Below are 23,286 nucleotides of genomic sequence, written 5' to 3' on the forward strand. Positions count from 1 at the left end.
GGCTGATGGTCAGTCCCGTGATGCGGGCGAAGTCAGCCTGGAAAGGGTGAGCGCTGGGAAGGGACCCAAACAGGAGCTGGTTCGTCCCTAGGCGGCCCATTGCGAACGAGTAGGGACTCCGATGGTGCAAGTAGAACTGCTGGAAGGCAAGATTCCTTACCAGGAGGTAGGGGTTGTCGTACGCCTCCGGCAAGCGTACACAGCCCGACAGGCGGTGCATTAGGTCGACCAGACCCTCGAACTGCCTATCGGCCAGCGGTCTGAGGAGAGAGACCCTGACGTTCGCTCGCATGAGTACCCACTTCACCAGCAGGAGCAAGAGCCATGGTGGGTACCGCCGCACGTGCTGGAGGTCGGTCGCCTCCTTGCCCGTCATGTGTTGCGCGCACCTAAGCACCACTTCAATGGCCAGATAGGAGTCCAGCCGCTGTTCAATGCGCCTGCGGATGTGGTAGGGTCCTCCGGACATCAGGTGTTCCGCTCCAGACAGCGAAAGCCTGAACCGCATGTGTCACAGGATACCAGGCCACGAATCACCGAAGCGACGGCGCATGTGGGTTTCCTTTCGTCGGCGCTCACCTCGCTCACCCATGGAGCGACGCGTCGCCATCGGATCGGCCCTAGGCCAGATCATAAGTAGGACGAGGAACGAAGCGAAGCAGGAATCCGCCCTCGAACCGACCAGACGCTTACTGTGCCCCCGCCTCCTCCCACAGCGCCCGGCACTGGTCCGGAGCCGCCTCCCGATCCTCCGATATCTTGGCTGCCAGCACTTCGGAGTCACGCCCGCCGCGACAGTAGGTCTCCACGCCGGTAGACTCGTACACGAATGGGAGCGGCTCGCGGACATGGGGCACGTGGTCGGAGATGCCGGCCTCGTAGGTGCTCGACTGCTCGGCCACTCCGCTCAGAGTGGTACCCTCGGGCTTGGCCTCCAGCACCCCCACGGCCTTGCGGTCCACAAAGAGCAGGTAGTCTGCAGTGCCGGTAGAGAGGGGGAACTCCCGCACGGCTACGCCCCGCCTGGCCGATAGGTCCAGGGCGCTCAGGTTCTGCACCACCCAGCCGGCGGCCTCAAGCAGGCCATCAATGTTCTGTCTGGCTCGCTGCTCCGGTGTCACGACCGTGTCCCTGCGACGCCCTCCGACCCGTCGCCCTACGCTCTGGGTCGCAGCGGGTACGAGCTCCCAACTTGGCTCTGCGCATTGTATGATATTGCCTCGTGAGGATTACGCCAATGGCAACTCCGAGATTGGGTTCCTGGACCGGCGAGGCACTCTCAGCAGCATTCGCCACGGCCAACTCAGGGCGATCGTACCCAGGCTGGCGCCAACGCTGCGGCCGTCAGTGGTCTTCCGCAGCGATGCTCGGGGGCTCGTACGGCAACGGCGCAATGCGGCGAGAACGAGGCCCGAGCACGATAGAAGCCTTCCAGACATCGGTCCGGAAGGCTTCCCTGGCGCGCCCGGCGGGATTCGAACCCACAACCAACGGTTTCGAAGACCGCTACTCTATCCGTTGAGCTACGGGCGCCTACTCCCTGTCATTATACCGCCCCGGGAGCGGCCGTCGCAACCGCCCTTCGCCGCTCACTCCGTGGGCACGTTCGCCAGCAGGAGCCTATTCCCGCTCAGCACCACCATCTTGTGGGCCTCCTCGTCCACGAACAGCCCCGTCAGCCCGGCAAAGGAATCGTCGCCTCGCTTGGGCCGGAACTGCCGCACGAACTGGCCGTCCTTGGTGAACTGCACCACCCGAGCGTTCCCTGCATCGGCGATGTACACGTACCCGGGCTGCCCCGGGACGTCCGGAGTGACACTAATGGCCACCGGATTGCGGATGCGAGTGTGCAGCCCGCTCAGCTCGAAGCTCGTCTGCTCCCCGCCCCGCAGCTTGACCACCAGCCCGTCCGCGTAGAGCAGGTACACGTCCCCATCCACTGCCATATCCACCACGCCGCTGAGGAGCAGATCGGCGTTGGTGTAAGGTACGGGCTCGACGTCGTAGGAGCCGGAGCCAGGCTCGAACACCAGGATCTGGTTGGCCTTCGCGTCCAGGACCAGCAGACGGCCCTCATAGCCAGCGATGGCTCGCGGGTCCTGGAGGCGGGCCCTCGCCGCCGCCGGCAACACCCGTATGCCCGAACTGGGCTCGTACTCCAGCAGCGCCCCGCTTTCCTCAAGCACCAGCAGAGAACCCCACTCGCGGCCGGGCCCTGGCGGCATCCAGGTCATGCCCCGAAGCCGGCCCACGGTCAGGCCGTCCCGGGCGTCGCCAGTCCGCAGCAGCACCTCAGGCACATCCGCCCCCAGGTCCTGTAGGCCGTCCATGAGGGGGTTGAACAGGTGCTTGTACACCCGGCCCAGCCCCACGTCCAGGCTGTAGATGTCGATCCCATGAATCAGTACGTCGGAAGCCAGCGTGCCGAGATCCGCATACTCCCGCAGCACAGGCAACCAGTAGAGCCGCACCACGCGATCGAGCGCGTCCAGCTCATCCCCCAGCTGCTTGCTCAACTCAGCCGCCTCGGCACCGGCAACCGGGTTCTCCATCGCCCGAGTGAGGAGGACGTCGGCCTCGTACAGAGCTTGCCTGGCCACCTCCGGGCTGGAGGCACTCCGGGCGTCCGCCAGCTTGGTCTGCACCGCCTGGATGGCCCGCTCGTATCGGCCTGCTTGCACCCGCCCGCCTTGCCATCGGAGCAACCCATAGCCAGCCAGCGCCAGCACCGCCACGCCTGCCAGCATACCGATCAACACTAGACGGTCATCCGCAGGCCGACGCACGGTGGCCGGGGCCACAGAGAGCCCTCGGCCCCGCCTTCGTCGCTCGCGGGCTGCCCGGCTGCGGTCGGAGCCGGGCAGCATTCTCCGCCAGATGACCCGGCCCTGCTCGGCAGCATATGCTCCCATCCTGGCCACTCGAGTCCCCAGGTCCCGCAGCACCCCCCGAACGCTCGGCGCCTCGTCGGCCACCGAGCTTGGTGCTCGGTCCGCAGAGGAGACTGGCGGAATAGTCATCTCCGACAGTGGTCCCAACCGCCGCGGCCCGCGCTCGCCCGGAGTGCCGTCGCCTGAGTCGGCTCGGATCACCAGCAGAGAGAGGTCACGGTCGGCAAAGAGGGCCTGCAGTCGGCGCGTGGACTCGGGATCGTCGGCCCCGAAAGTCTCCGCCACCTCGTCTTCATCGAGGAAGGACGACACCCGGCTCTCCGCCACTACCACCCTATCCCCCACGCTCAGCTGGGTGTGGAACAGGTCCACCGATAGCTCTCTCGAGAGCCCGATGGGAGGCGCGTAGCCCTCCTCCATCGCCTGCCTGGGCGACATGTCCAGCCAGGGGGAATCATCGGGAAAGCGAGTGGCCAGAGCTCCCCCGCGGTCGTCGGCGGACGCGCCCTTGCGCACCACGTAGACCAGTGCCGGCCCCGTCTGAGCAATGAAGACGTCGTTTCCCTTGATCACCACAGCGCTGATGCCCGCCAGCCGCGGCGCTCGACGCGCCTCCGCCACATTCATGTCGCAGAGGAGGGTGTTGGCCCGCTCGAGGGCGCGCCTCAGCCCGGCCGTCACGCTGCCGCTCGAGTAGTAGTACTCGTCGTGCACCGCCTGGGCGATCTCGCGACAGAGGCCCTCCCAGCCCGCGCGATCGCCGAGCGGCTCCACCAGGACGTAGAGCCGGCCGCGAGCGCGAGCAAACGGCAACTTGGCCACCTGCTCCCCGACCAGGATGTTGGACACCCCGTCCAACCTCACTCCGTCCACCACCGCCACCTGTTGGGCGCGGGTAACCAGCTCGCTCACCATCTGCACTCCCGAGGAGAACCTGCACCAGTTTCTGATCGCATCAGAGGGGACGCCGACAACCGGGAATCTGCAAGAACAATGCCATGCAGCGGCCTAGGCTAGCCGGGAGGCGCTAGGTCGGCGTTGAGGGGAGACAGCCGCGCCCGTCCGGGGACCCTTCGATGCGACCGGTGCTATCTCGACCCGGAGGGCTCAGCTCGGAGCAAGTCGGTGGGCCGCCACGCTCTCGGCCAACCCGATACCCAGGAACTGAGCCAACACGGCGCTCCCTCCCACACTGATGAACGGCAGTGGGAGACCGGTCACCGGCAGCCAGCCCAGATTCATCCCCACGTTCACCAGTGTCTGGAAGGCGATCATGACGGCCACTCCCGAGGCGATGATACGCCCGGCGCCGTCAGGTGCAGTCTCGGCGACGCCGAAGAGGCGCCAGCAGATGAACACGAGCAGGGCCATAGTCATCACAGCCCCCACGAAGCCCAGCTCCTCCCCGATGACACTGAAGATGAAGTCAGTATGTCGCACCCGGAGGAAGTGAAGCTGGCTCTGGCTCCCGGAGGCGTAACCCTTACCCCAAATGGATCCGGATCCGATGCCAATCAGAGCCTGTTCCACCACAAAAGAAGCCTGGGGGTTGTGGTCGGGCCTGACCAGCGCCAACACCCGATCCCGCATGTAGTCCTCGAGGTTGAGCCAGATCAGGGGCGACGCCGCCAGCCCCACCACCCCCAGCAAACCCACCTGCCACAGGCTCACCCCGGCCACGAACACAGCCCCAGCCCATATCACCAGCAGCACCACGGCCGTCCCCAAGTCAGGCTGAGCGTATACCAAAAGCAGTGGTACCGCCGTGATGGCACCGCTCACAATGAGATAGTGCAACCGCGAGGGCCCGTCGGAGCGAGGACCGAGATACTGCGCCAGAGCCAGAAGCAGAATAACCTTCATGACCTCTGACGGCTGGAACGTCACTCCCCCCACTTGAATCCACCGCTGCCCGCCGTGTTGGATCGCCCCGAGAACCAGCACCACCAGCAGACTGGCCAACCCCAAGCCGTACAGTATGGCCGACGATCCCACCAGAAGGCGATAGTCCACGGTGGACACGAGGACCGCCAGGACCAGGCTCACCACCAGGAAGACCGCCTGGCGCTGCACCGATCCTTCTAGGCCGGGCGAGCCCCTCACCGCGCTGTGAACCATCGCCAGCCCGAACAGGCTGGTGACCACGACGGCAGCCAGAAGCGGGAAGTCGAAGCCAGCCCAGGCACTCCTGCGGGCGCTGTACAATGCCTAACCCTTCTCCATCCCCCTGGCATTGGCGAACACCGGCACCTCCGCCACCAGACGGCTAGCCCGCTGGCTCTGAGCAAAGGTGATTTCTACGCCGTCCCTGTCTACGTCGAAGTATCGGCTGATCACCGCCAACAGTTCCTCCTTCAGAGCCGCCAGCTGTGAAGGGGGAATGCGAATGCGGTCGTGCACCAACACCAGTTGCAGTCTATCCTTGGCTACGTCGCGGCTGCTGGGCTGGCTCCGCCTGAGCAAGCGCGAGAACAGGCTCATCATTCCTCCTCATCCGTGGCGAACGAAACGCACGATGCGAGCCAGGATTCCCCGATCCTCCTCAATATCGTTCATGGGCACGTCTCGCCCTGACAGCCTGGCCGCGATGTTGCTGAACGCCCTCCCGGCAGGGTGCCTCCCGTCCAGGACCAGGGGCAGGCCCCGGTTGGTAGACACCACTACCGCCTCATCCTCCGGCACCATCCCCACCAGGTCCACCGCCAGGATCTCCACTACGTCCTCCGGGCCCAACATATCACCCCGGCGCACCATGCTCGGCTTGACCCGGTTTAGGAGCAGCAAGGCCGGCCCCTTCTCCGCCGCCTCCACTAACCCGATTACCCGATCTGCGTCCCGCACCGCCGAGACTTCCGGCGTGGTGACAATCAGAACCTGGTCCGCGGGAGCCAGCGCCACCCGGAATCCCCCCTCGATCCCCGCGGGCGAGTCCACCAGGATGAAATCGAACTCCTCCCGCATCTGGTTGCATACCTCTACCATCTGGTGAGGCTCCAGCGCGTCCTTGTCCCGAGTCTGCGAGGCCGGTAGCAGAAACAGGTCCGGCACGCGCTTGTCGCGGATCAGAGCCTGACGGATCCGGCACCGCCCTTCCACCACATCCACCACGTCGAAGACGATGCGATTCTCCAGTCCGAGCACTACATCGAGATTGCGCAGGCCGATGTCAGCGTCTACCGCTACTACCCTCTGCCCCTGGGAGGCCAACGCCGCCGCGATGTTCGCGGTGGCCGTGGTCTTGCCCACCCCACCCTTGCCGGAGGTGACCGTTATGACGCGCCCCATGGCTTTACTCCTCTGCGCACTCTGCCTAACATGCTCTTCAGATTCGACCTCACGTCGCCTGCTGAACCTGCTCGCCTCTGTCGCCGGCGCCCCCCGGACCACTCCTCGACCACGATGGAGGTTCCCTGGAGCCTGGCCATCTCCGCTCCCCGGTCGCTCTCTGGCTCGTCGGGCCCGCGAGCGATCTCATCGCCGATGCGCAGCTGGGTCGGCTGCAGGCTCAGCGCACAGACTACGGCGTCCTCGGAGCCGGACGCCCCGGCGTGTACCGTACCACGCAGCGTTCCCCATACGATCACGCTGCCTCCCGCCACCACCTCCGCCCCAGGGTTCACGTCCCCGAACACGAGAATCGTGCCCGGATGCCACACGCTGTGGCCGCTACGCACCGTACCCACCAAGATGCCGCATTCGGTATCTCGCATCCCAGGCGATGTGGTTGGCTCCTTCCCCGCCGATGGGCTTGCCTCCCGGCCGTCCTCGAAGCCGGGCAGTAATCCCATAGCCTGGGACACTGACCGCACTCGCTCGTTCCGGCTCAAGACCCCGATAACATCGAGACCGGCCTCCCGACACTCGTCCAGAAGCGCCTGCAGCTCGACCACCATGAGCGGCAGCGCCCCCAGGTCGAGCGCCACTTTGGCCCCGCTGAGGAAGGACCCGCGGTCCGCCAGTGTCCTTACCAGGGCCGCGTGTGCCTCCTGGAAACCCGACATCTCGCTCAGGTCAATCACCAGCCCGGACGTCGTGCCTCTCAGCCTACCGATCCCGCTCATCAGCCCCGCCTCAGGAAGCCGCTGTGGCAGAAGGGGACAGGCCGAAGTAGGCTCGCAGGACTTCCGCCACCACCGGGACGGCGTAATACGCTCCCTCTCCACTGTCCTCGATCAGGGCCACCACTACGATCTCCGGCTCCTCGAAGGGCGCGAAGCTCACAAACCAGGCATGCATGGGCAGGTGCCCGTCAGGAGTGCGCGGCCCGAAGAATTCGGCCGTACCAGTCTTGCCCGCGACCTCGATTTCCTTTATGCCCAGGCTGCGAGCGGTACCTATTGCCACCGCCTCACGCATCCCCTGACGGACGATCTCGAGGTTCCCTGCGCTAACCGGCACCCGTCCCACCACACGGGGGAGGTATCTGGCGATCTCCTTCCCACGCCCATCCATGAGGTAGTCACCCAAGCGAGGTTGATAGACCGTTCCCCCATTGGCCACCGCCATGGTGACACAGGCCATCTGGAGCGGCGTGGTCAGGATGTCACCCTGCCCAATGCCGGCGTTGTACGTGTCTCCCGTTACCCATAGCTGCTGGCGAGTGAGTCTCTTCCACTTCGGATCCGGAATCAGGCCGGGGAGCTCGCCGGGCAAGTCCACGCCCGTGAGGTTCCCCAGGCCGAAGTGGCGGGCATAGGAGGCCAACCGCTTCTGCCCCAGCCCGGCAAAGTCCTCGTACCCTCCCGCTACCTGGTAGAAGAATATGTCGCATGAGTGCCTAATGGCCCCAATCACGTTCAGGCTGCCGTGCCCACCTCGATTGAAGCAGTAGAAAGGGTACCTCTGGCTGCCATCGTCACTGGTGACGTACATGACCCCGCCGCAGGTTCGCTTGGTCTCCCGATCTATCACTCCCTCCTGGAGGCCAGCCGAAGCCGTGACCATCTTGAAGGTGGACCCGGGCGGGTACACGCCGGAGATACTCCGATTGACCAGGGGAAACCGGGGATCCTCGGAGAGGCGCACCAGGTCCTCGTGGCTGATACCCCCCGAGAACAGATTGTTGTCATAGCCCGGCAGCGACACCAGGGCTCGTATGGCACCGTCACGCGGGTCGAGCGCCACTACCACCCCGGCGGGAGACTCCTTGCGCGCCATGCCCTTCCGGAGCGCCTCGGCCGCTGCCCGTTGCAGCTCTACGTCTATCGTCAATACCAAGTTCGCGCCCGGCTCCGGCTCCACCGGCTGGCCCACGACCCGCACCTTGCGCCCCTCGACGTTGACCTCGAGGCGCTGCTCGCCCTTCCTGCCCCGGAGCACCGACTCATAGCTGTGCTCCAGACCGGTCTGGCCCACAGTGTCATTGGGCGAGTATCCCCAGCGGCGATACTCCTCTACCGCTTCGGCCGGTACGGGCCCAACGTATCCCAAAACGTGTCCCAGCAACTCGCCGTACGGGTACTCCCGCCTGGCCTCCACCTGAACGCTTATGCCCGGGAGAGTCAGCTGCTGCTGCTCGATGACGAAGGCGGTCTCCTCGTCCACGCCGCGCCGCAACACCACCGGCTCAAGCAACGGCAGGTCCTTGGCCGCCTCCAGAATGCTCTCTATTGTCTCCCGCCCGTCCTCGGCCGGGCCCGAGACGCGTATGTCCAGCAGGGCCCCGATGCGCTCCAGCACCTGCCTGCGGGCCACTTCATCCTCGGGAAGATCCGGCCGCGAGATCACCACGTTGAAGGAGGGGACATTCCGCACCAGTATCCGACCTTCGCGGTCGTACATCACCCCCCGATCGGCAGGCACAGAGAGCACCCGGAACCGTTGTCGGTCGGCCGCGTCCAGGTAGCTGGCACTGCTGCGTCCCTGAAGCATCCACAGCCGTCCCACCAGGGCCCCGAAGGCAGCAAGCAGAGCCCTGCGGCTGAACTTGATCCTGCCGTTCTTCCCGCTCTCAGCGGCCATGTCCGCCCTTTCCTAGACCTGATACCGTCCAGCCAAGCGGCGATGGCTTCTGCGGAGGACAGACACCCATGCCAGTACGCAGACTATGTCCAAGAGAACCGCCGGTAACACCACCCGCACCAGGGCCGGAACGAACGGCACTGAGGCGCCCTCCACTCGGCCGGCCAGCAGCATGATGGCGTAGAATGCCATGCTGCCCAGGGCGCCGACTGCCGTCACCCACACCACATCGTCCGCGTAGAGCCCGAAGCGACCCAACCCCGCCAGCGTCCCCACCAATGTGAGCGCGAAGCACCCCACTCCAAAGGGACCGGCGCTCAGTCCGTCCAAGATCAGGCCACCGACGAAGCCCCAAACCGCCCCGGCCCCGGCTCCGTTCAGAAAGGCCCACGAGAGAACGGCGCAGAGCACCAGATCCGGCCCGATTCTCGCCTCGCCCAGGCGAAGCGCCCCCGAGCCCTGCAGAAAGGCAAGCGACCCGAGAACCAAGACGCCCGCCACCGCGTGACGCCAACGGGAGTCTCGCGGCTCAATCACCTGCCGTCTCTACCGGCACCCCGGGCTCGTGTTCGAGGATGACCACCACCACCTCGAGGTCGCTGAGGTCCACCGATGGCGAAATGACAGCCTTCTGGAACATGGCGGTGTCGCTTCGTATCACCTCGCTCACTTGCCCGATCACGATGCCCTTCGGGAACACGTCTCCCAGCCCCGAAGTGAGCACCACGTCCCCGACCTGCACGTCCGCATCGCAATCAATGCCCTCCATGACGATGCTGCCGTCAAGCTGTCCCTTGACGATCCCCGAAGCTCGGGTGCGTTGGACCAGGGCCGCTACAGCGCTACGGGCGTCGTTGATGAGCAGCACCTGCGCCGAATGCCCTGCCACCTCGACCACTCGGCCCACCAGTCCCCGGCCCGTTATCACTGGCATGTCAGGCAGCAAGCCCCCATCCGCGCCGGTGGAGATCAGGAGAGCCCGGATCAGGTTACCCGGCTCCCTACCAGCTACTCTGGCTTCCACGTTCGCCCCCATTACCCGCAGCGACCTCTGGGAGCGAACGAACCCCAGCTCCGTGCGCAGCAGCTCATTCTCCGCCACTACTTCTTGCAGAGCCACCAGCTGCACGGTCAGCTCCTCCGCCCGACGCTTCAGCAGTTCGTTCTCTTGCCGCAGCTGCTCAAGATCCTGAAAGAACACGCGGGCGTTGCCTACATTCCGAACCAGGCTCGAGACGGCCGATTGCCCCCGGCTGGACAGGTCAGCGACCCAGCTGCTGACGGCGTTCACTCCTTCTATCTGATCGCTCACCAGGAGAGCCACCGCCGTCGCCAACAGGAGGATGGGGAACAGGTCGCGCTTCCTCACAACCGGGTGCCGGCTCTATCCCCAGCGGCCGTCTCTGTGTGTGGCTGAGAGCACCTTGCGCAGAGTGTCGAGCTCCTCCAGGACTCTCCCCGCGCCCTTGGCCACGCACGTGAGCGGCTCCTCCGCCACCACCACCTTCATCCGGGTCTCCTCAGCCAGGCGCTGAGACAGGCCCTGCAGCAAGGCGCCACCACCCACCAGCGCAATGCCATGTTCCATCAGGTCGGCGACCAGCTCGGGCGGCGTCTCATCGAGCGTGTTGCGGACGGCATCGCATATGATATGGACCGGCCCCGAAAGCGCCTCACGAATCTCGACGCTGCTCACCTCCACCGACTGGGGCAGCCCCGTCAGAAGGTTGCGACCCCGCAGGAGCATGGTCTGCTCCTGCTCCAGGGGATACGCCGACCCGATGGCCATCTTGGCCTTCTCTGCCATCCGCTCGCCCACCAGGAGGTTGTACTTCTCCCGCGCGTACCGGATGATCTCCTCGTCCATCTCGTCGCCCGCCACCCGAATGGAGCGGCTAACCACGATGCCCCCCAGGGCGATGACCGCCACCTCGGTGGTGCCGCCCCCGATGTCCACCACCATGCTGCCCACACTGTCGGTGACCGGCAGATTCGCCCCGATGGCGGCCGCCATCGGCTCCTCGATCAAATAGGCCTCGCGGGCCCCGGCGTTGAGCGACGCCTCGTAGACGGCCCGCTTCTCCACTTCCGTGCAACCGCTGGGAATGCCCACCACCACCCGCGGACGAGGCAAGCTGAGCATCATCTGCTGATGCACTCGACGGATGAAGTACACCAGCATCTTCTCGGTGACGTCGAAATCTGAGATGACGCCATCCCGAAGGGGACGGATGGCCACGATGTTGGCCGGGGTCCTCCCGACCATCTGCTTGGCCTCCAGGCCGATGGCGACCACTCGCTTGGACTTGGCCTCGATGGCGACGACGGAAGGCTCGTTGATAACGATCCCCTTCCCCCGCACGCTCACCAGCGTGTTGGCGGTGCCCAAGTCGATGCCGATGTCGAGAGAGAACAGACCCAGAAGGGAGTTGAGTGGGTTAAACACGCAATTGTACTCCTGGTGGCCAGGTGAAGTCTGAGCGTCCACAGGAGTGCGAGTTCTCCCTGTGCCGCCGCGATTATAGCACACGCTCAGGTACGCGACCACACGGCCTGGATACATCCGGTGGACGCCAGCTTCAGGCAGCGAAGCGGTTGTGAAAGGGTAGAGGGTGCAGCGGGCGCGTCTGCCTCAGGCCAGTCTTCCGATTCCCCGCAGCGCCGCGCCTATGCGGTCCGGGTAGTCGGTGCCAATGGAGTCTACACCCATTTGCGCTAACTCGACAGCCCGGCTCCCGTCGTTCACCGTCCAGGCGTGGAGGCACAGTCCAGCCGCGTGGGCCTCCTCCGCCAATTGGGCCGACACTCGCGCCTGGTGCGGGCGGATAGAATTGGCCTGGAACCGCCGAGCTTCGGCTACCGGATCCGGGGTCCCGTGTCCGTACAGGATGCCGGTGGCGATGAGGTCCGTGATCTCACGCACCCACAGCAGGCAGGGGTGGTGAAAGGAAATGATGGCAGTGTGGTCGGCCCAGCCGGACTCCAGGACAGCGCTCACCGTCCGCTCCACCAACACCGGGGACGGCTCCGGCTCGCCCTTGATCTCCAGCACCAGGTCCAGCCCGATGCGTTGGCTGGCCGCCACCGCCTCAGACAAGGTAGGAATCTTCTGGCCAGCGTACTCCTGGTCGAACCAGCTGCCGGCATCCAGCCGCCTCAGGTCCGCCAGGGTGTACTGGTCTACCCTACCTCGCCCGTTGGTCACTCGGTCCACCATAGCGTCGTGGATGACGACCACCTGTCCATCGGCCGTGATCTGCAAGTCACACTCGAAAGCGTGGGCTCCCAACGCGCCCGCCTTCTCGAACGAGGCCACAGTGTTCTCTGGGGCATGCCCCGCCGCGCCCCGGTGGCCTACCACAACGACCTTTCCCGTCCCCATCGCATCCAGCTCAATCATTGTCCTTCGCTTCCCCCCAGCGTAGTGCGCCCCCGGCCCGAGCTCGGCGATGAGCCGACAGCTTAGGAGCCGGCTAGATCAGCCTGCCTGACCGCCTGTCCCAGGCAAGACGCCACTGCAAACGGGTCGCTGGCTACCACGCTCGAGGCGTACAGCTCCATGGCTCCGAAGTCGGCCACCCGATTAGTGAGGTCACCACGATCCACCAGGCGGGCCATCACCGGGAAGCCACTCCAGTCCTCTGCCGTCTCCGCCAGCGGCGGTACGTAGAATGCCACATTGAAGGACCGCACGCCCATCCGCTCGACCATGCATTCCAGAACCCGGTAGACGGCACCCGCCATGGCCTCATCGAGCGCCGGTCCCAGAAGCAGGACTTCCTTCTCCTTGATCGGGGTCAGGTGGGCGAGCCCTCGTACTCCCGCGTCCTCCCAGCCCAATCCCAGGTCCCTGTGAGCCTTCCACAAGTCATCAAAGAGGTCAGTGCCATGGTCGGCCCGGTACTGCTGGGAGCACCGGCGCCACCACTCCACGTTGGCATAGTGAATGTCCTGCGACAGAGTCATCTGAGCGTGACCATGCACGATGCTGGCTCCGCTCTTCCACAAGCAGTTCCACATGAGGAAGAAGTAGACCGACGAGGGATCCAGCTCTCGCGCCCGTTCGGCCCAGGTCAGGGCGGTGCGCAGGTAGTCCGCGATCTCGGCCTCAGACCACCTGAGGGGGTCGTGCTCATCGAAGATCACCAACCCATGGAACCCGTCGTACTTGGCCACGTTACTGGCAGTGATACAATGCTGGCCGCGCACCCGGCCAAACGGGTCCTCCGGAGTGCCCGTCAGCGGATGACAGAATGGGTCGCCCTCGGATTCCGCGATTATCTGCTCGATCGTGGCCGACTCACAGACCTCGAATGGTCGGCAGGAGCGGATCTCGTTGAACAGCGCCCCCTCCAGAGTGACCAGGTTGGTCACCTTCACGATCCGCTGTGCCTCGACGCCGGCCACGGAGCCAAACCTCTGCTCCACCCACGGCCTCATAGCCGCTGGCACCCGCATCTGGCCCGTCACCGACGATACCCGGAACAGGCGGTCGAAGCGATCTCGTTGCTCCGCGCTGAGCCCGTCCACCAGCGCTGGCAGATCCAGTATTGTGTTGGCACACTCCAAAGACGGAACCTCCATGAAAGCTACCCTGCCTCCCTTGCCCGCACCATGCCCGGTGCAACCGACAAGGATAGCACCCACACCCGCCCGGCAGCAAGCCATTGTGGCCCAACACCGCATGAAAGCAGGGTACCGCAAGGCCTTGCGCGGGGGTCCTCCTCGGTCGTGCCACCGCAAGCAATCAGCATAGCAACATAGAGATCCCGAGACGCGCAACCACAGCTGAGGCTGTTGGCAGCTTCAGCTCCGCTATAGCGAGGGTAACACGGCCGCCTGGATGCCATCGTGCGTCGGGTCCTGCCTCGGACGCTTTGGAGAAGCGCGCTCCCACCACCTCTTGCGCCTCGCTCGCCTTCGACCGCCGTGATCCAGAGCGAGGAGCCACCGGCTCTTTCAGAGAGGCGATTCGCCGGCTGGCCCACCGCCTCGCCCGTCGAGGCATCGGCTGTCGCGCCCGATGGGGCACAGGCAATCCCCTGCCCAGAAGAGGTATAGGTGCGTGGCACAACCAGAACGTGGCCAAGGGGGTAGCGGCCAGAGGCTTCATCCCTGACCAGAGCGCCACGGTTGTGAATGCCGCCGGGCGTAGCTCGACCCGCGTAGGGTTCACTTACGCGGAGCCATCGGGCTATCAGGGTCGGCAGCAGACGTTGAGCCCTGAGATGTCTCTAGGCCGCAGGCACCAGCCCGATGGCGCAGCCCTCAGTCGCTCAGGCGCAAAAAGGCATCGCGAATCACCCGGGCCATGAGCCGGCGCCGTGCCTCCAGCGACTCTTTGTACTCCATGTACTCCCAGACCAGAGGCGCAGGCTGCCCCCACCGCTTGACGCATCAGCACCGGGTGTACAGTGCCGGGCTGGCGGGCAACACGAAAGCGCCGGTGCCAGCCAGCCGCTCTAGCCGCGGGCCGTGCTGCAGGCGGCTCCTGCGTAGCGACTTCCTGGCGGGACGCCTACCACTGAACGCCGAATGCCGCGCCTGGCAGAACTCTAGGGGCGACAGCCAGGGCGCCTCCCCGGTCACTCCCACCTGAACGTCACCGCACGCCTGGCGAGCGCTTCACCATCCTCGTGAGGTTCGGGCCGAACCTGAGCACGGGCCACAAGTCCTCCAGCTCCAGTTGCACCCCCACGGGACGGACCAGGTGACGCGTTCGCCGGTTCTGCCAGTGCGCACTCTCTTGCGCCCAGGAGGATCAAGTTACGACCAAGCTGGTCAGGTACAGGAGTATCACGTGTGGGAGTATGACCAGGTACAGCACTACGAACATCACCATGAGGCACAAGACAACATATTCGTACCGCGCCTCATACGCGATGCACGGCAAGACGACTATGTCCGGCGAGCCATGCCACCCTCTGAACCCTCGCCTCTGGGCCTGCATGCCGGCGAGGATCGGCCCCAAGCCATCTACGTTGCGGTTCAGGTGGTCCTCGGGATCCCTTGCGCCCACAAGCTGTGTTCCCCGATCCACGGCCTGCTGCGGGACCTGCTCCGCGAGTAGAGCCTCGCTGCGCCGCGCCACCGCCATGTAGACCCTGGCGTACGCCACGCTCCTCAGCATGGCGCCGCCAGCAACGAGGGTGAAAGCGATACCCGCCAAGGCCGCCACGAAGGCCAAGATGAGGCTGACAGTGGAAAGAGGAGGCTTGCCCTGGCCTGCCAGGTTGGGGCTGCTCAAGAGGGCCAGGATGCCGGCAATGAGAGCGGCATTCGTGAGCGCGAAGCCGTTCAGCCTACCGACGCTGTCCGAGCCCGCGGTAGCCCACATGCTCACCGCTGCGCAGTAGAGGGAACGGACATTCTCCCATCTTTGGTCCTCAGCGTCGCACCGTGTCGGCTCGGTCTGTTCAGACACTGCTGCTTCACCTCCCTTGAGCGAACCAGGTGTTGTGCCGGTACCGCCTACCCTACCCTCCCCCACGCCTCCAGCACCAGCCGCCGAGTGCGGTACTCCCCGTACTGGCGCAGCTCCTTCTCCTTGAGCACCCGGAACGTCTCCCCCGGGAAGTCAGGGCCGTAGACGTCCTGCGGATCGAGGATGTAGCGCAGCTCTTCCTCCGTTAGGCCGTACAGCCTGGCGTAGTAGGCGTCCAGCTCTGCCCGCAGGACGGCGCGGCGCCCTTCATCCCAGCGGAAGGGCGGCAGCGGCATGCCGTCAGCAGCCACCTCGGCCCACTCGGGCGGCTGCCAGGTGTGCCCACCGGTGGCGATGCGGTTAGCCTCCCATTGCTGCTGAATGGCCTGCCTCAGGGGCTCATCCGCCTCCCGCCACACGTCGTCGGCGAATGGCTTCATGTCCCAGGCGGTGTAGACGACCTCCAGCACACGGGGGACGATGAAGGGGAAGTCAGCGCCGGTGTAGGCGTCGGGCGGAAGGACGGGGAACTGCTTGAGATAGTTGTACGTGAGGTGCATGCCACCCATCTTCTGACGGGCAATCCAGTCAAAGGGCAGAGTGTTCGGTAGGCCCAGCAAGCAACACAGCGCAAGAGTCGACAACATCTCTCTCAACAAGAGCAAGGGCATCGTGTGCCCCACCCCTACCCTCGGCAGCAGGCTGAAGATGGCGGTGCGCTCGTTGGTGGCGTTGGTGACGTCGCGGAAACCGAGCAGCCAGCCGCGCTTCCAGTCGCCCAGGCGGGCCTCCACTTCCTCCGCCGGCACCCAGTACCAGGGCAGGGGCAGGCGGGCCGGGTCGGCGTGCTGCTCGGGGGTGAGGTTGGGCAGGTGAGTGTTGCTGCGGGAGTCCACCCCCTCGTAGCTGCCGAAGCGGTGGTCGAACTGCCAGATCATCTTGGCCTCGTACAGCGGCAGGTAGGAATGAGGGGGTGATTGGGTGAGAGGGTGATGGGGTGATGAGGTGTCGTCACCCACGCACCTGGTCACCCCCTCAGGCACGAACCGGTTGCCCACCAGGCGGTAGCCCTGCCCCTCCAGCTCCGCCCGGGTGCGGAAGAGGTGGGAATCAGTGTTCATCATGAACATGAGCTTGAACCTGACGCCCCACGGGTTCTCGCCCGTGGCCTCGTTGACCAGCACCGGCACCCGCCGGTAGATCTTGCGCGTCAGCTCGGCGTCGGCGCCGGTGCGAAAGACCGGGCAGGTGCGGGTGTTGGGGTTCAGGCGCCGGAAGTCCTCCCGCGTCAGGCTGAAGGCACGCTCCTCGTCTCGCAGTTGCCCCGGGTGGGTGAGGAAGAAGGCGAAGGACATGACCTCTCCCCCGGCCCCTCCCCTACGCGGGGAGGGGAGCACGCCACTCCCTTCCCTAGAGGGGAAGGAGGCCGGGGGGTTAGGTCTGAGCGTCAGCAGGCAGAACTTGTAGCTGCGGTGCACCCCAGGGAAGAGGGCCTCCCGGTTCTCAAAGTCGTAGAGGCTGGCCAGCTCTCCCGACTCCACCAGGTCGGCGAAGAAGTGCTGCCCAAAGGAGTCCGTCGCGATGCCTGTGGGGAGCACGGCCCCAGCTCTACCGCCAGCTTTGACCAGGCGGCGCAGAAGCTCAGCGAAGAGGCGAGCCAGGTTCACGCGCCCGTGGGAACCCAGCGGAAACCTGCCCGAACCGTGGTAGTAGCTCTTGACCTTGTCGCTCGCAGCTTTCGCGTAGCCATAGCTCCTGTGCAACTCCGGATCAGAGTCCCTGAGCTCACGCACCATCCGGTCCCTTGCCGCCATGTTGGGCGCCAGGGCGATAGCGGGCCTGTGTAGCGAGAAGAACTCCCGGTCATCAAACTGCGCCATCTCCCAGGGCGGGTTGCAGAGCATCACGTCGAACCCGCCCCGGGCCCAGACGTCGGGGAACTCCAGAGGCCAATGAAAGAACCGGTGCCGCTCGGCCAGAGCCTGGACCTCGGCCAGCAAGGGCGGGTAGCTGCCGGCCGGCTGGCGCAGGTGCTGCCAGAGGCTGGCGGTGGTGGGGATGCGGGCGTCATCCCCGTAGCCGCTGCCGGCGTGCTCCTCGTCCAGGGGCACGAAGAAGGCCGCCGTCCACAGGTCGCAGGCCGTCTTCAGCCGCTGCCAGTCCTCGCGGCGACGCATGTCGGCGTAGAGCTCCTCCTGAGCGGCGATGTCGGCCACGGTGTCGTGAGGCATCTCGCTCAAGGCGCCGAACTCCCCCGCCAGGGTAGCCGCTGCCTCGCCGGGCTCCACCGTCAGCGGAAGCTGCCCCTGGCGCTGCTCCTGGTTGGTCCGCCTCAGGGTGAGGGCCACCCCCCTGTCGTCCCCGGTGACGGGAGCGTAGGCCTCGTCGGGGATGCCCTCCCGCAGGACGTCCAGGTCGGCCACGCCCACCAGGGAATCGCCGCAGCGGATGCGGTGGTCCAGGAAGGTGAGGGGCTTGCCCGGCTCGTGCCCCTCGATCCAGAGGGCCACCTTGCACAGATCCACCGCCAGGGGGTTCTTGTCCACGCCATACAGGCAGTGGGTGATGGCGAGGCGGGTGCCCTGGCGCCTGGCCTCGGGCGGGGGCTCATCGCTGCCGGTTTGGATTCTTGCCCACTCCAAGCCGATGCGCCGGGCCGCCGCCAGCAGGAAGTGGCCGCTGCCACAGGCCGGGTCGCACACCTTCAGCGACAGCAAGGCCGCCTTGGCCTCAACGGGGGAGTTCACCCTGTCATTGATGACCGGCTCGAGGGCGGAGCGGATCAGTTCCTGCACCAGTTCCGGCCGGGTGTAGTAGGAGCCGGTGCTCTTGCGCTCACTCCCCGACACGAAGACGAACCTGAGGTCCTCGCCTATCACCGGGTGGTAGTCCAGCAGGCTCTCGTAGACGCTGCCCAGCTCCTCCACGTTCAGGTCGCGGTAGTTGACCCGTCGCCGCACCTTCTCGTCCTTGGGGACGAAGTAGGACAGGGCGCCCACGGCATCGAGCAGGTCGCGGTTGCTGAGGCAGGCGTCCTCCAGATGGCTCATCTTCCAGGCGGCGAACAGCTCCCCGTTGAGCGGCGTAAGGCCCAGTTGAGCCGCCCAGCGCTCCTCCCGCAGGGCGGTGAAGAGGGTGCGCAGGCCCAGGTACAGGTCGTGGAAGCGTTCGGGGGCGCTCAGGGGTTCCTCGGCCAGGGAGCGTAGGCGGCTCATCCCGAAGTGCTCGCGGTACAGGCGAGTTCGGCTCTCGTGGCCACTGCCGAGCAGGTCCCGCTCCTCCGCCACCATCAGGAAGAGCAGGCGGTACACCAGGTACAGGAGTTCTTGGTAGAGCTGGCGAGCGTCAAGCCGGCCGGAGCGCACCTTCTCCCGCAACTCCCCATTCTTGGGGTGACGCATGAAGCCGTTCCCCAGGGTGAGGATGGTCCTCTCCACGGCTTCCCTCAGCCCCTCGCGGATGCGCCCCCCTTCCTCGATCGCTTGCTGATGGTAGCGTTCCAGCAGGCATTGGTGCGCGTCCTCGATGCCTTGGGGCAGGCGGGTGCGATGAGCCAGGCGATAGAAGAGGATAAACTCGTCCAGGAGTTCGCCCTCCAACATCTGGCGCAGGTCGAACTCGATGTAGGTGGGGCGGGTGAAGTAGGAAGAGTCCCGCAGCAAGCGCAAGAGGTAACCGTTGCTGACCAGGCCCCAGAGGTGCTCGCTGCGGTTGAGGTAGTCCTGCACCAGAGCATGGGGAGAGAGGCCGGCACGAGCAGGCGAGCCACTGCCCAGCTCCTGGTCACAGCCGACGAGGTGCGCCGGGGGCGCCTCCTCGTCCTCGCCTGCCCGATGCGAGATGGCGTAGGTCCGCCCGTCGACCAGGGCCGCCCTTCTCTGGTAGGTGACGCGGTAACCCAGGGCCTCCAGCAAGGGCAGCAGCCACTGCTCCCGGGTGACAGTGACGGTGGATTCACCTCCAGCGCGTGCCATCCGGCGCTGGAAGGCATCCCAGTAGGAGCGCACGTCGCTCCAGACGGCCGCCACCTCGTAGTCCAGGGACCGGCGCGACTCCAGGCCAAAGTCGGCCGGCTTCTGCCCCTCTCTCTGAGCGACGCTCTCTAGGAAGTCAGGTGAGAGCAGGCCCCCTTCGATGGCAATCGTTACCTGACTCACCCTCTCACCCCCTCAGGAACCGGCAACAGCACCAGCAGGCCCAGGAGGTCCGGCGGCATCTGCGGCTCCAGGCGCACCGTCGCCTGTCGCGGGGCCTGGCGTAGGCGCTGATGGGCGCGCGCCAGGTGGGCAGCCCTCTGCCGGAGCAGTTCCTCCAGCGTGGGCTGCAACTGAGGCCACCAGGAAAGGACTTCTTCGGTTACCTCTCGCTTTTCCGTTGGCGGCACGTTCCCTACGGCTTGCACAGCATCCAGCAACTGCCTCGCTTCCTCGAAGGGAATGGGGGAGAGAGATGGCGGCAGACCCTGAAAACCCCAGGCCAGCGTCTCCTCAGTCAGGTTGGGTCTGTCATCGCGCCCTTCGTATTGCAGGTAGCGCAGGCGCAGGAGGAGAAGCACGGTTCGCCGCTGCACCTGGCCGGTGCGCACGACGCCGCAGCGGCTCACCGGTCGCAGGGATGGCTGGGGGTGGAAAGCCAGGTCGAGAAGGTATTCCGCCAGAGCCTCGACGAAGGGGTGGTTGCGGCCCACATAGTCGAGCCCTGCCGGCGTGGGCGAGGTGAAGGTGATAGGCCAGGGGTCGGGAACAGCGCCCAGGCGTTGGCGTACGCTTGCCGGCAGCCCGGCGAGGCCGACCTCCCAGCGGCCGCTACCTCGTTGGCTGAGGCTGAACCCCAAGCGCTGGGAGGCATCGAGGAGGAAGTCGCGCACTGCCGCTGGGTCGCCCAGCACCGCATCCGTCTGGCGCAGCTCCCCCTCCACCTCGTCCGGCCTGATGGCGTGCTGGGCGAAGCGGGTGCGGCTCTCCTTCTCGCGTTGCGCGGCGCGGTCCTGCTCCTCCTGCACCTGCCGCACTATGGTAGCGACATCGCCAGGCTGGTCGAACAGGCTGAGCTGAGTACCGTAGCTGGCACGGGTGAACAGGGAACGCAGGACCGCTTCCATCACACCCTCGCTGTCCACGGGCACGGGCACATGGATGCCCAGGTCGCGCCGTATCTCCCGCGCCTTGCGCAGGAGCACGTCCAGCACTGCCCCGTCCACGGGGTTGTCTTGGCCATAGATGAGGGCCACCTTCACCACCGGGGACGGCTGGCCGAAGCGGTCGACCCGCCCCTCGCGCTGCTCCAAGCGGTTGGGGTTCCAGGGCAAGTCATAGTGCACCACGGCGTTGAAGTGCTCCTGCAGGTTGATGCCCTCGCTCAAGCAGTCGGTGGCCACCAACACCCGGTTCTTGGCCCGGGCAAGGTCAGCCACTTTGATCTGGCGCTCCTCGTCCGAGAGCAGCCCGGTGACGGATGCCACCCTCAAGTTAGAGAAGCGTCCTTCCAGGCGCTTCTGCAGCTCCGCGGCCACATAGTCAGCGGTGGCAATATAACGGCACCAGACGATAGGCTGGAAGCTCGCTTGCAGCAGATCCCCCACAACTTTCACCGAGGTGAGGAGCTTGTTGTCGGCATCGCCCCGCAGGCGGTGAGCCTGATGGGCGAACTGGCGCAGCTTGCGCCGGTCGCCGCCGCCCCAGGTGTCGTCCTGCTCCTGAGCGTCGAAGACGCTGGAGGGCTGGGCGTCCACCGCGGTTTCGATCTCCAGCGGGTCATATACCACCGGCTCGAAGGTCTCCTCCAGTTCCTCGTCAGTGGCCACCTCCAGAGCCTCTAAGCTGGCCGCTGGCCGGCCATCGTCGTCGGCCATGCGCTTGAGAAGGGCCGCCTCGGCTGCAGCGGGCGAGGAAGTGATGCAGCGAAGCAGGGCGAGAGCCGACCAGAAGCGCATGCGCTTGCGCCAGCCGGTGAGGGTCTCGGCGGAGCGCACCATCTCGCTGGCAAAGTCGTAGACCTCCCCGTAGAAGCGCCGGTACTCGATGGAGAAGTGATAGGGCTGCTCGGAGTTGTGGTCGTCGCGCTCGGGGAAGGGGGTCTCCTCGCCCATCCACTTGAGCACGTCTCCCCGGCGGCGCTGCACAAAGTGACGGGCCAGCCGCCACCGATCGCCTTCGTGCAGTTGAGCCAGGCTCAGCCTGCCGAACTCCGGCCGCAGCAGCCCCAGGATGGAAAGGAAGGACTCCTCGATGCCGCTGTGCGGGGTAGCGGTGAGCAGGATCAGGTGGCGCTCCTGGTCGTCCGCCAGCTCCTTTAGCAGCCGGTGTCGCTGTTGCTGCGCTCGACCGCGGCGGCCGCTGGGTGGCTGGGCGGCACCGTGAGCTTCATCCACCAGCACCAGCTCCGGGCAGTGCTGCAAGAAGGCGGCCCGGTAACGGTCAGCCTTGACCAGATCAATGCTGGCCACGAAGTAACGGTAATGCTGGAAGACGCTGACATCAGGAGGCTTCTGGGGGTCGCGTTCCAGGCGCGCCAGGGTGCCGGAGCGGATGACGACCGCATCCATATGGAACTTCTCCCGCAGCTCCCTCTGCCACTGGTCGCACAGGTAGGGCGGGCAGAGGACGGCCATTCGGCTCACCTCACCCCGGTCCAGAAGCTCTCTGGCGACGAGCCCGGCCTCGATAGTCTTGCCCACGCCGACGTCGTCGGCAATGAGGACTCGCACCTTGTCCAGCCGCAGGGCCATGAGCAGGGGCACGAACTGGTAGGGCCGGGGGCGAAACGACAGGCGACCCAGAGACCGGAAAGGAGCAGCCCCCTCCCGCAGCAGCAGCCTGGCCCCCGCCAGCAGCAAGCGCACGGCGGCATGGTCCTGCACATCATCGGGGGAGGGCAAGGGGAACTGGGCCGGCTCGATGCGCTCGTAGGGCAGAGTGTAGCCGGCCAGTTCAGCGAGAGGGGCAATGACCCCGCAGATCTCGCGGCTGCTGCCGCCGATGGGCCGGAGCAGCAGCAATGGCGGGTTGGGCGAGGGGAGCACCACCCACTCGCGTTCGCGGTAGCGGACAAGGGAACCTGGTTGCATGGCTTCACCCTCACCCGAAGACGTCGCCATGGGCCTCGATCTGCTCCTCGAGGCTACGGTCGTAGCGGATGGCGATCACCCGATAGCCCCGGTCGCGAAGCTCGCGCCGAAGGGCCTCGTCGCGTTGGCGCTGCTGAGGCTCGTCGTGGACGCTGCCGTCACAGAAGACACAGACGTTAGGCTCGTAGAAGAAGTCGGGCTGGCAGAAGACGTCCTGCAGTTGCTTCTGGGCAGCATCGGGTAGACGACGGCTGCTGTGGTAGATGAGGTCCAAGAACTCACGCTCCAGCTCGGAGCGGGTGTCGGTGAGGGAGCGCAGGTAGCGATAGTGAGCCTCGTAGTCGCGCGTCTCGCTGCCGGTGCGGGTGCAGGAGCGCATCAAGGCCATCAGGAAATCCCTCACTAGACGCCGGTCCAGAAGGAAGTGGTCGCGCTGGTTGTAGTAGGAGAGGAGACAGTCGTAGCAGGCACGAGCGCAGCCCTTTTCCTCATCTTCGGGAGGACGGCGGTCCTCGCCCGTCTCAGGATCGAAGTGGAGGATGTCGAGGGCGGTGCGGGCCACCTGGGCCAGGGCATCGGGTTCTTCCGCCAGCCGATGCAGGACTCCCAGGCCGCCCTCGGTTGCCTCCCAGAGCAGGATGCTCCGCTGCTCGCCGTCGCCGATGCGCTCGGAGGCCAGCTCGTCCTCCTCCACCTGGAAACACTGCTGGATGCCACGGCACAAGGCGTATTGGAGGTTAGCTAGCAACGCCTCCCTTCCTTCGGCATCGACATCGGGGACTCGCAGGAGCAGGGCGTTGGCTGTACCGCGCACGAACAGGCGCACATTGGATCTTAGATCCCGGTACTCGTTCCTCATCCCGCCCCCGTCCGTACGCTCCGTCACCCAGGCCCCACTGGCCAGATCCAGCGTGAACCCGGGCTCCCGGCCGCGCAACCAGCCG

17 protein-coding genes and 1 tRNA gene are annotated in these 23,286 nt (G+C 65.8%); all 18 read right to left on the minus strand.

Features of this window, described 5'->3' with window-relative positions:
* Positions 1–469, minus strand: a 469-nt coding sequence (locus HPY83_17055) for a hypothetical protein (protein ID NPV09654.1), incomplete at its 3' end; no start/stop codon positions are given.
* 220 nt (positions 470–689) lie between these two features.
* Positions 690–1,121 (minus strand): hypothetical protein, encoded by a 432-nt coding sequence (locus HPY83_17060; GenBank protein ID NPV09655.1) that lies wholly within the window; start codon positions 1,119–1,121, stop codon positions 690–692.
* A 336-nt stretch (positions 1,122–1,457) separates the two neighbouring features.
* Positions 1,458–1,533: transfer RNA gene (locus HPY83_17065), tRNA-Arg, on the minus strand.
* Positions 1,534–1,589: 56 nt separating this feature from the next.
* Positions 1,590–3,803 carry a hypothetical protein gene (locus HPY83_17070; GenBank protein ID NPV09656.1) on the minus strand — a complete coding sequence of 738 codons (2,214 nt, stop codon included), beginning with the start codon at positions 3,801–3,803 and terminating at the stop codon, positions 1,590–1,592.
* Between the two features lie 195 nt (positions 3,804–3,998).
* Complete coding sequence (locus tag HPY83_17075) at positions 3,999–5,096, minus strand: rod shape-determining protein RodA (GenBank protein ID NPV09657.1); 1,098 nt, start codon at positions 5,094–5,096, stop codon at positions 3,999–4,001.
* Positions 5,097–5,099: 3 nt separating this feature from the next.
* Positions 5,100–5,372, minus strand: coding sequence for a cell division topological specificity factor MinE (gene minE / locus HPY83_17080; protein NPV09658.1), 273 nt, complete (start codon positions 5,370–5,372; stop codon positions 5,100–5,102).
* A 9-nt stretch (positions 5,373–5,381) separates the two neighbouring features.
* Positions 5,382–6,176, minus strand: coding sequence for a septum site-determining protein MinD (gene minD / locus HPY83_17085; GenBank protein ID NPV09659.1), 795 nt, complete (start codon positions 6,174–6,176; stop codon positions 5,382–5,384).
* The gene (gene minC, locus HPY83_17090; protein ID NPV09660.1) at positions 6,161–6,952 is read right to left on the minus strand and encodes a septum site-determining protein MinC; all 792 of its coding nucleotides are present in this window, start codon (positions 6,950–6,952) and stop codon (positions 6,161–6,163) included. Before minC ends, minD begins: the two co-directional genes overlap by 16 nt.
* A 10-nt stretch (positions 6,953–6,962) precedes the next feature.
* Positions 6,963–8,852 carry a penicillin-binding protein 2 gene (gene mrdA / locus HPY83_17095; GenBank protein ID NPV09661.1) on the minus strand — a complete coding sequence of 630 codons (1,890 nt, stop codon included), beginning with the start codon at positions 8,850–8,852 and terminating at the stop codon, positions 6,963–6,965.
* A gap of 12 nt (positions 8,853–8,864) precedes the next feature.
* The gene (gene mreD / locus HPY83_17100; GenBank protein ID NPV09662.1) at positions 8,865–9,389 is read right to left on the minus strand and encodes a rod shape-determining protein MreD; all 525 of its coding nucleotides are present in this window, start codon (positions 9,387–9,389) and stop codon (positions 8,865–8,867) included.
* The gene (mreC, locus tag HPY83_17105) at positions 9,382–10,221 is read right to left on the minus strand and encodes a rod shape-determining protein MreC (GenBank protein ID NPV09663.1); all 840 of its coding nucleotides are present in this window, start codon (positions 10,219–10,221) and stop codon (positions 9,382–9,384) included. Before mreC ends, mreD begins: the two co-directional genes overlap by 8 nt.
* A 15-nt stretch (positions 10,222–10,236) precedes the next feature.
* Positions 10,237–11,415, minus strand: coding sequence for a rod shape-determining protein (locus tag HPY83_17110; protein ID NPV09664.1), 1,179 nt, complete (start codon positions 11,413–11,415; stop codon positions 10,237–10,239).
* Between the two features lie 69 nt (positions 11,416–11,484).
* A complete protein-coding gene (locus HPY83_17115) occupies positions 11,485–12,252 on the minus strand; it encodes a glycerophosphodiester phosphodiesterase (protein ID NPV09665.1) in 768 nt (255 codons plus the stop codon).
* 62 nt (positions 12,253–12,314) lie between these two features.
* Positions 12,315–13,436: a hypothetical protein gene (locus tag HPY83_17120; protein NPV09666.1), complete on the minus strand. Its 1,122-nt coding sequence runs from the start codon at positions 13,434–13,436 to the stop codon at positions 12,315–12,317.
* A 1,177-nt stretch (positions 13,437–14,613) separates the two neighbouring features.
* On the minus strand, positions 14,614–15,276 hold the full coding sequence (locus HPY83_17125; GenBank protein ID NPV09667.1) for a hypothetical protein: 663 nt from the start codon (positions 15,274–15,276) through the stop codon (positions 14,614–14,616).
* Positions 15,277–15,323: 47 nt separating this feature from the next.
* The gene (locus HPY83_17130; GenBank protein ID NPV09668.1) at positions 15,324–19,418 is read right to left on the minus strand and encodes an N-6 DNA methylase; all 4,095 of its coding nucleotides are present in this window, start codon (positions 19,416–19,418) and stop codon (positions 15,324–15,326) included.
* 11 nt (positions 19,419–19,429) lie between these two features.
* The gene (locus HPY83_17135; protein NPV09669.1) at positions 19,430–22,342 is read right to left on the minus strand and encodes a DEAD/DEAH box helicase; all 2,913 of its coding nucleotides are present in this window, start codon (positions 22,340–22,342) and stop codon (positions 19,430–19,432) included.
* Between the two features lie 10 nt (positions 22,343–22,352).
* On the minus strand, positions 22,353–23,286 hold a 934-nt coding region (locus HPY83_17140), incomplete at its 5' end, for a DUF1998 domain-containing protein (protein NPV09670.1).

The sequence above is a fragment of the Anaerolineae bacterium genome (assembly GCA_013178015.1).
Lineage (GTDB): Bacteria > Chloroflexota > Anaerolineae > DRVO01 > DRVO01 > Ch71.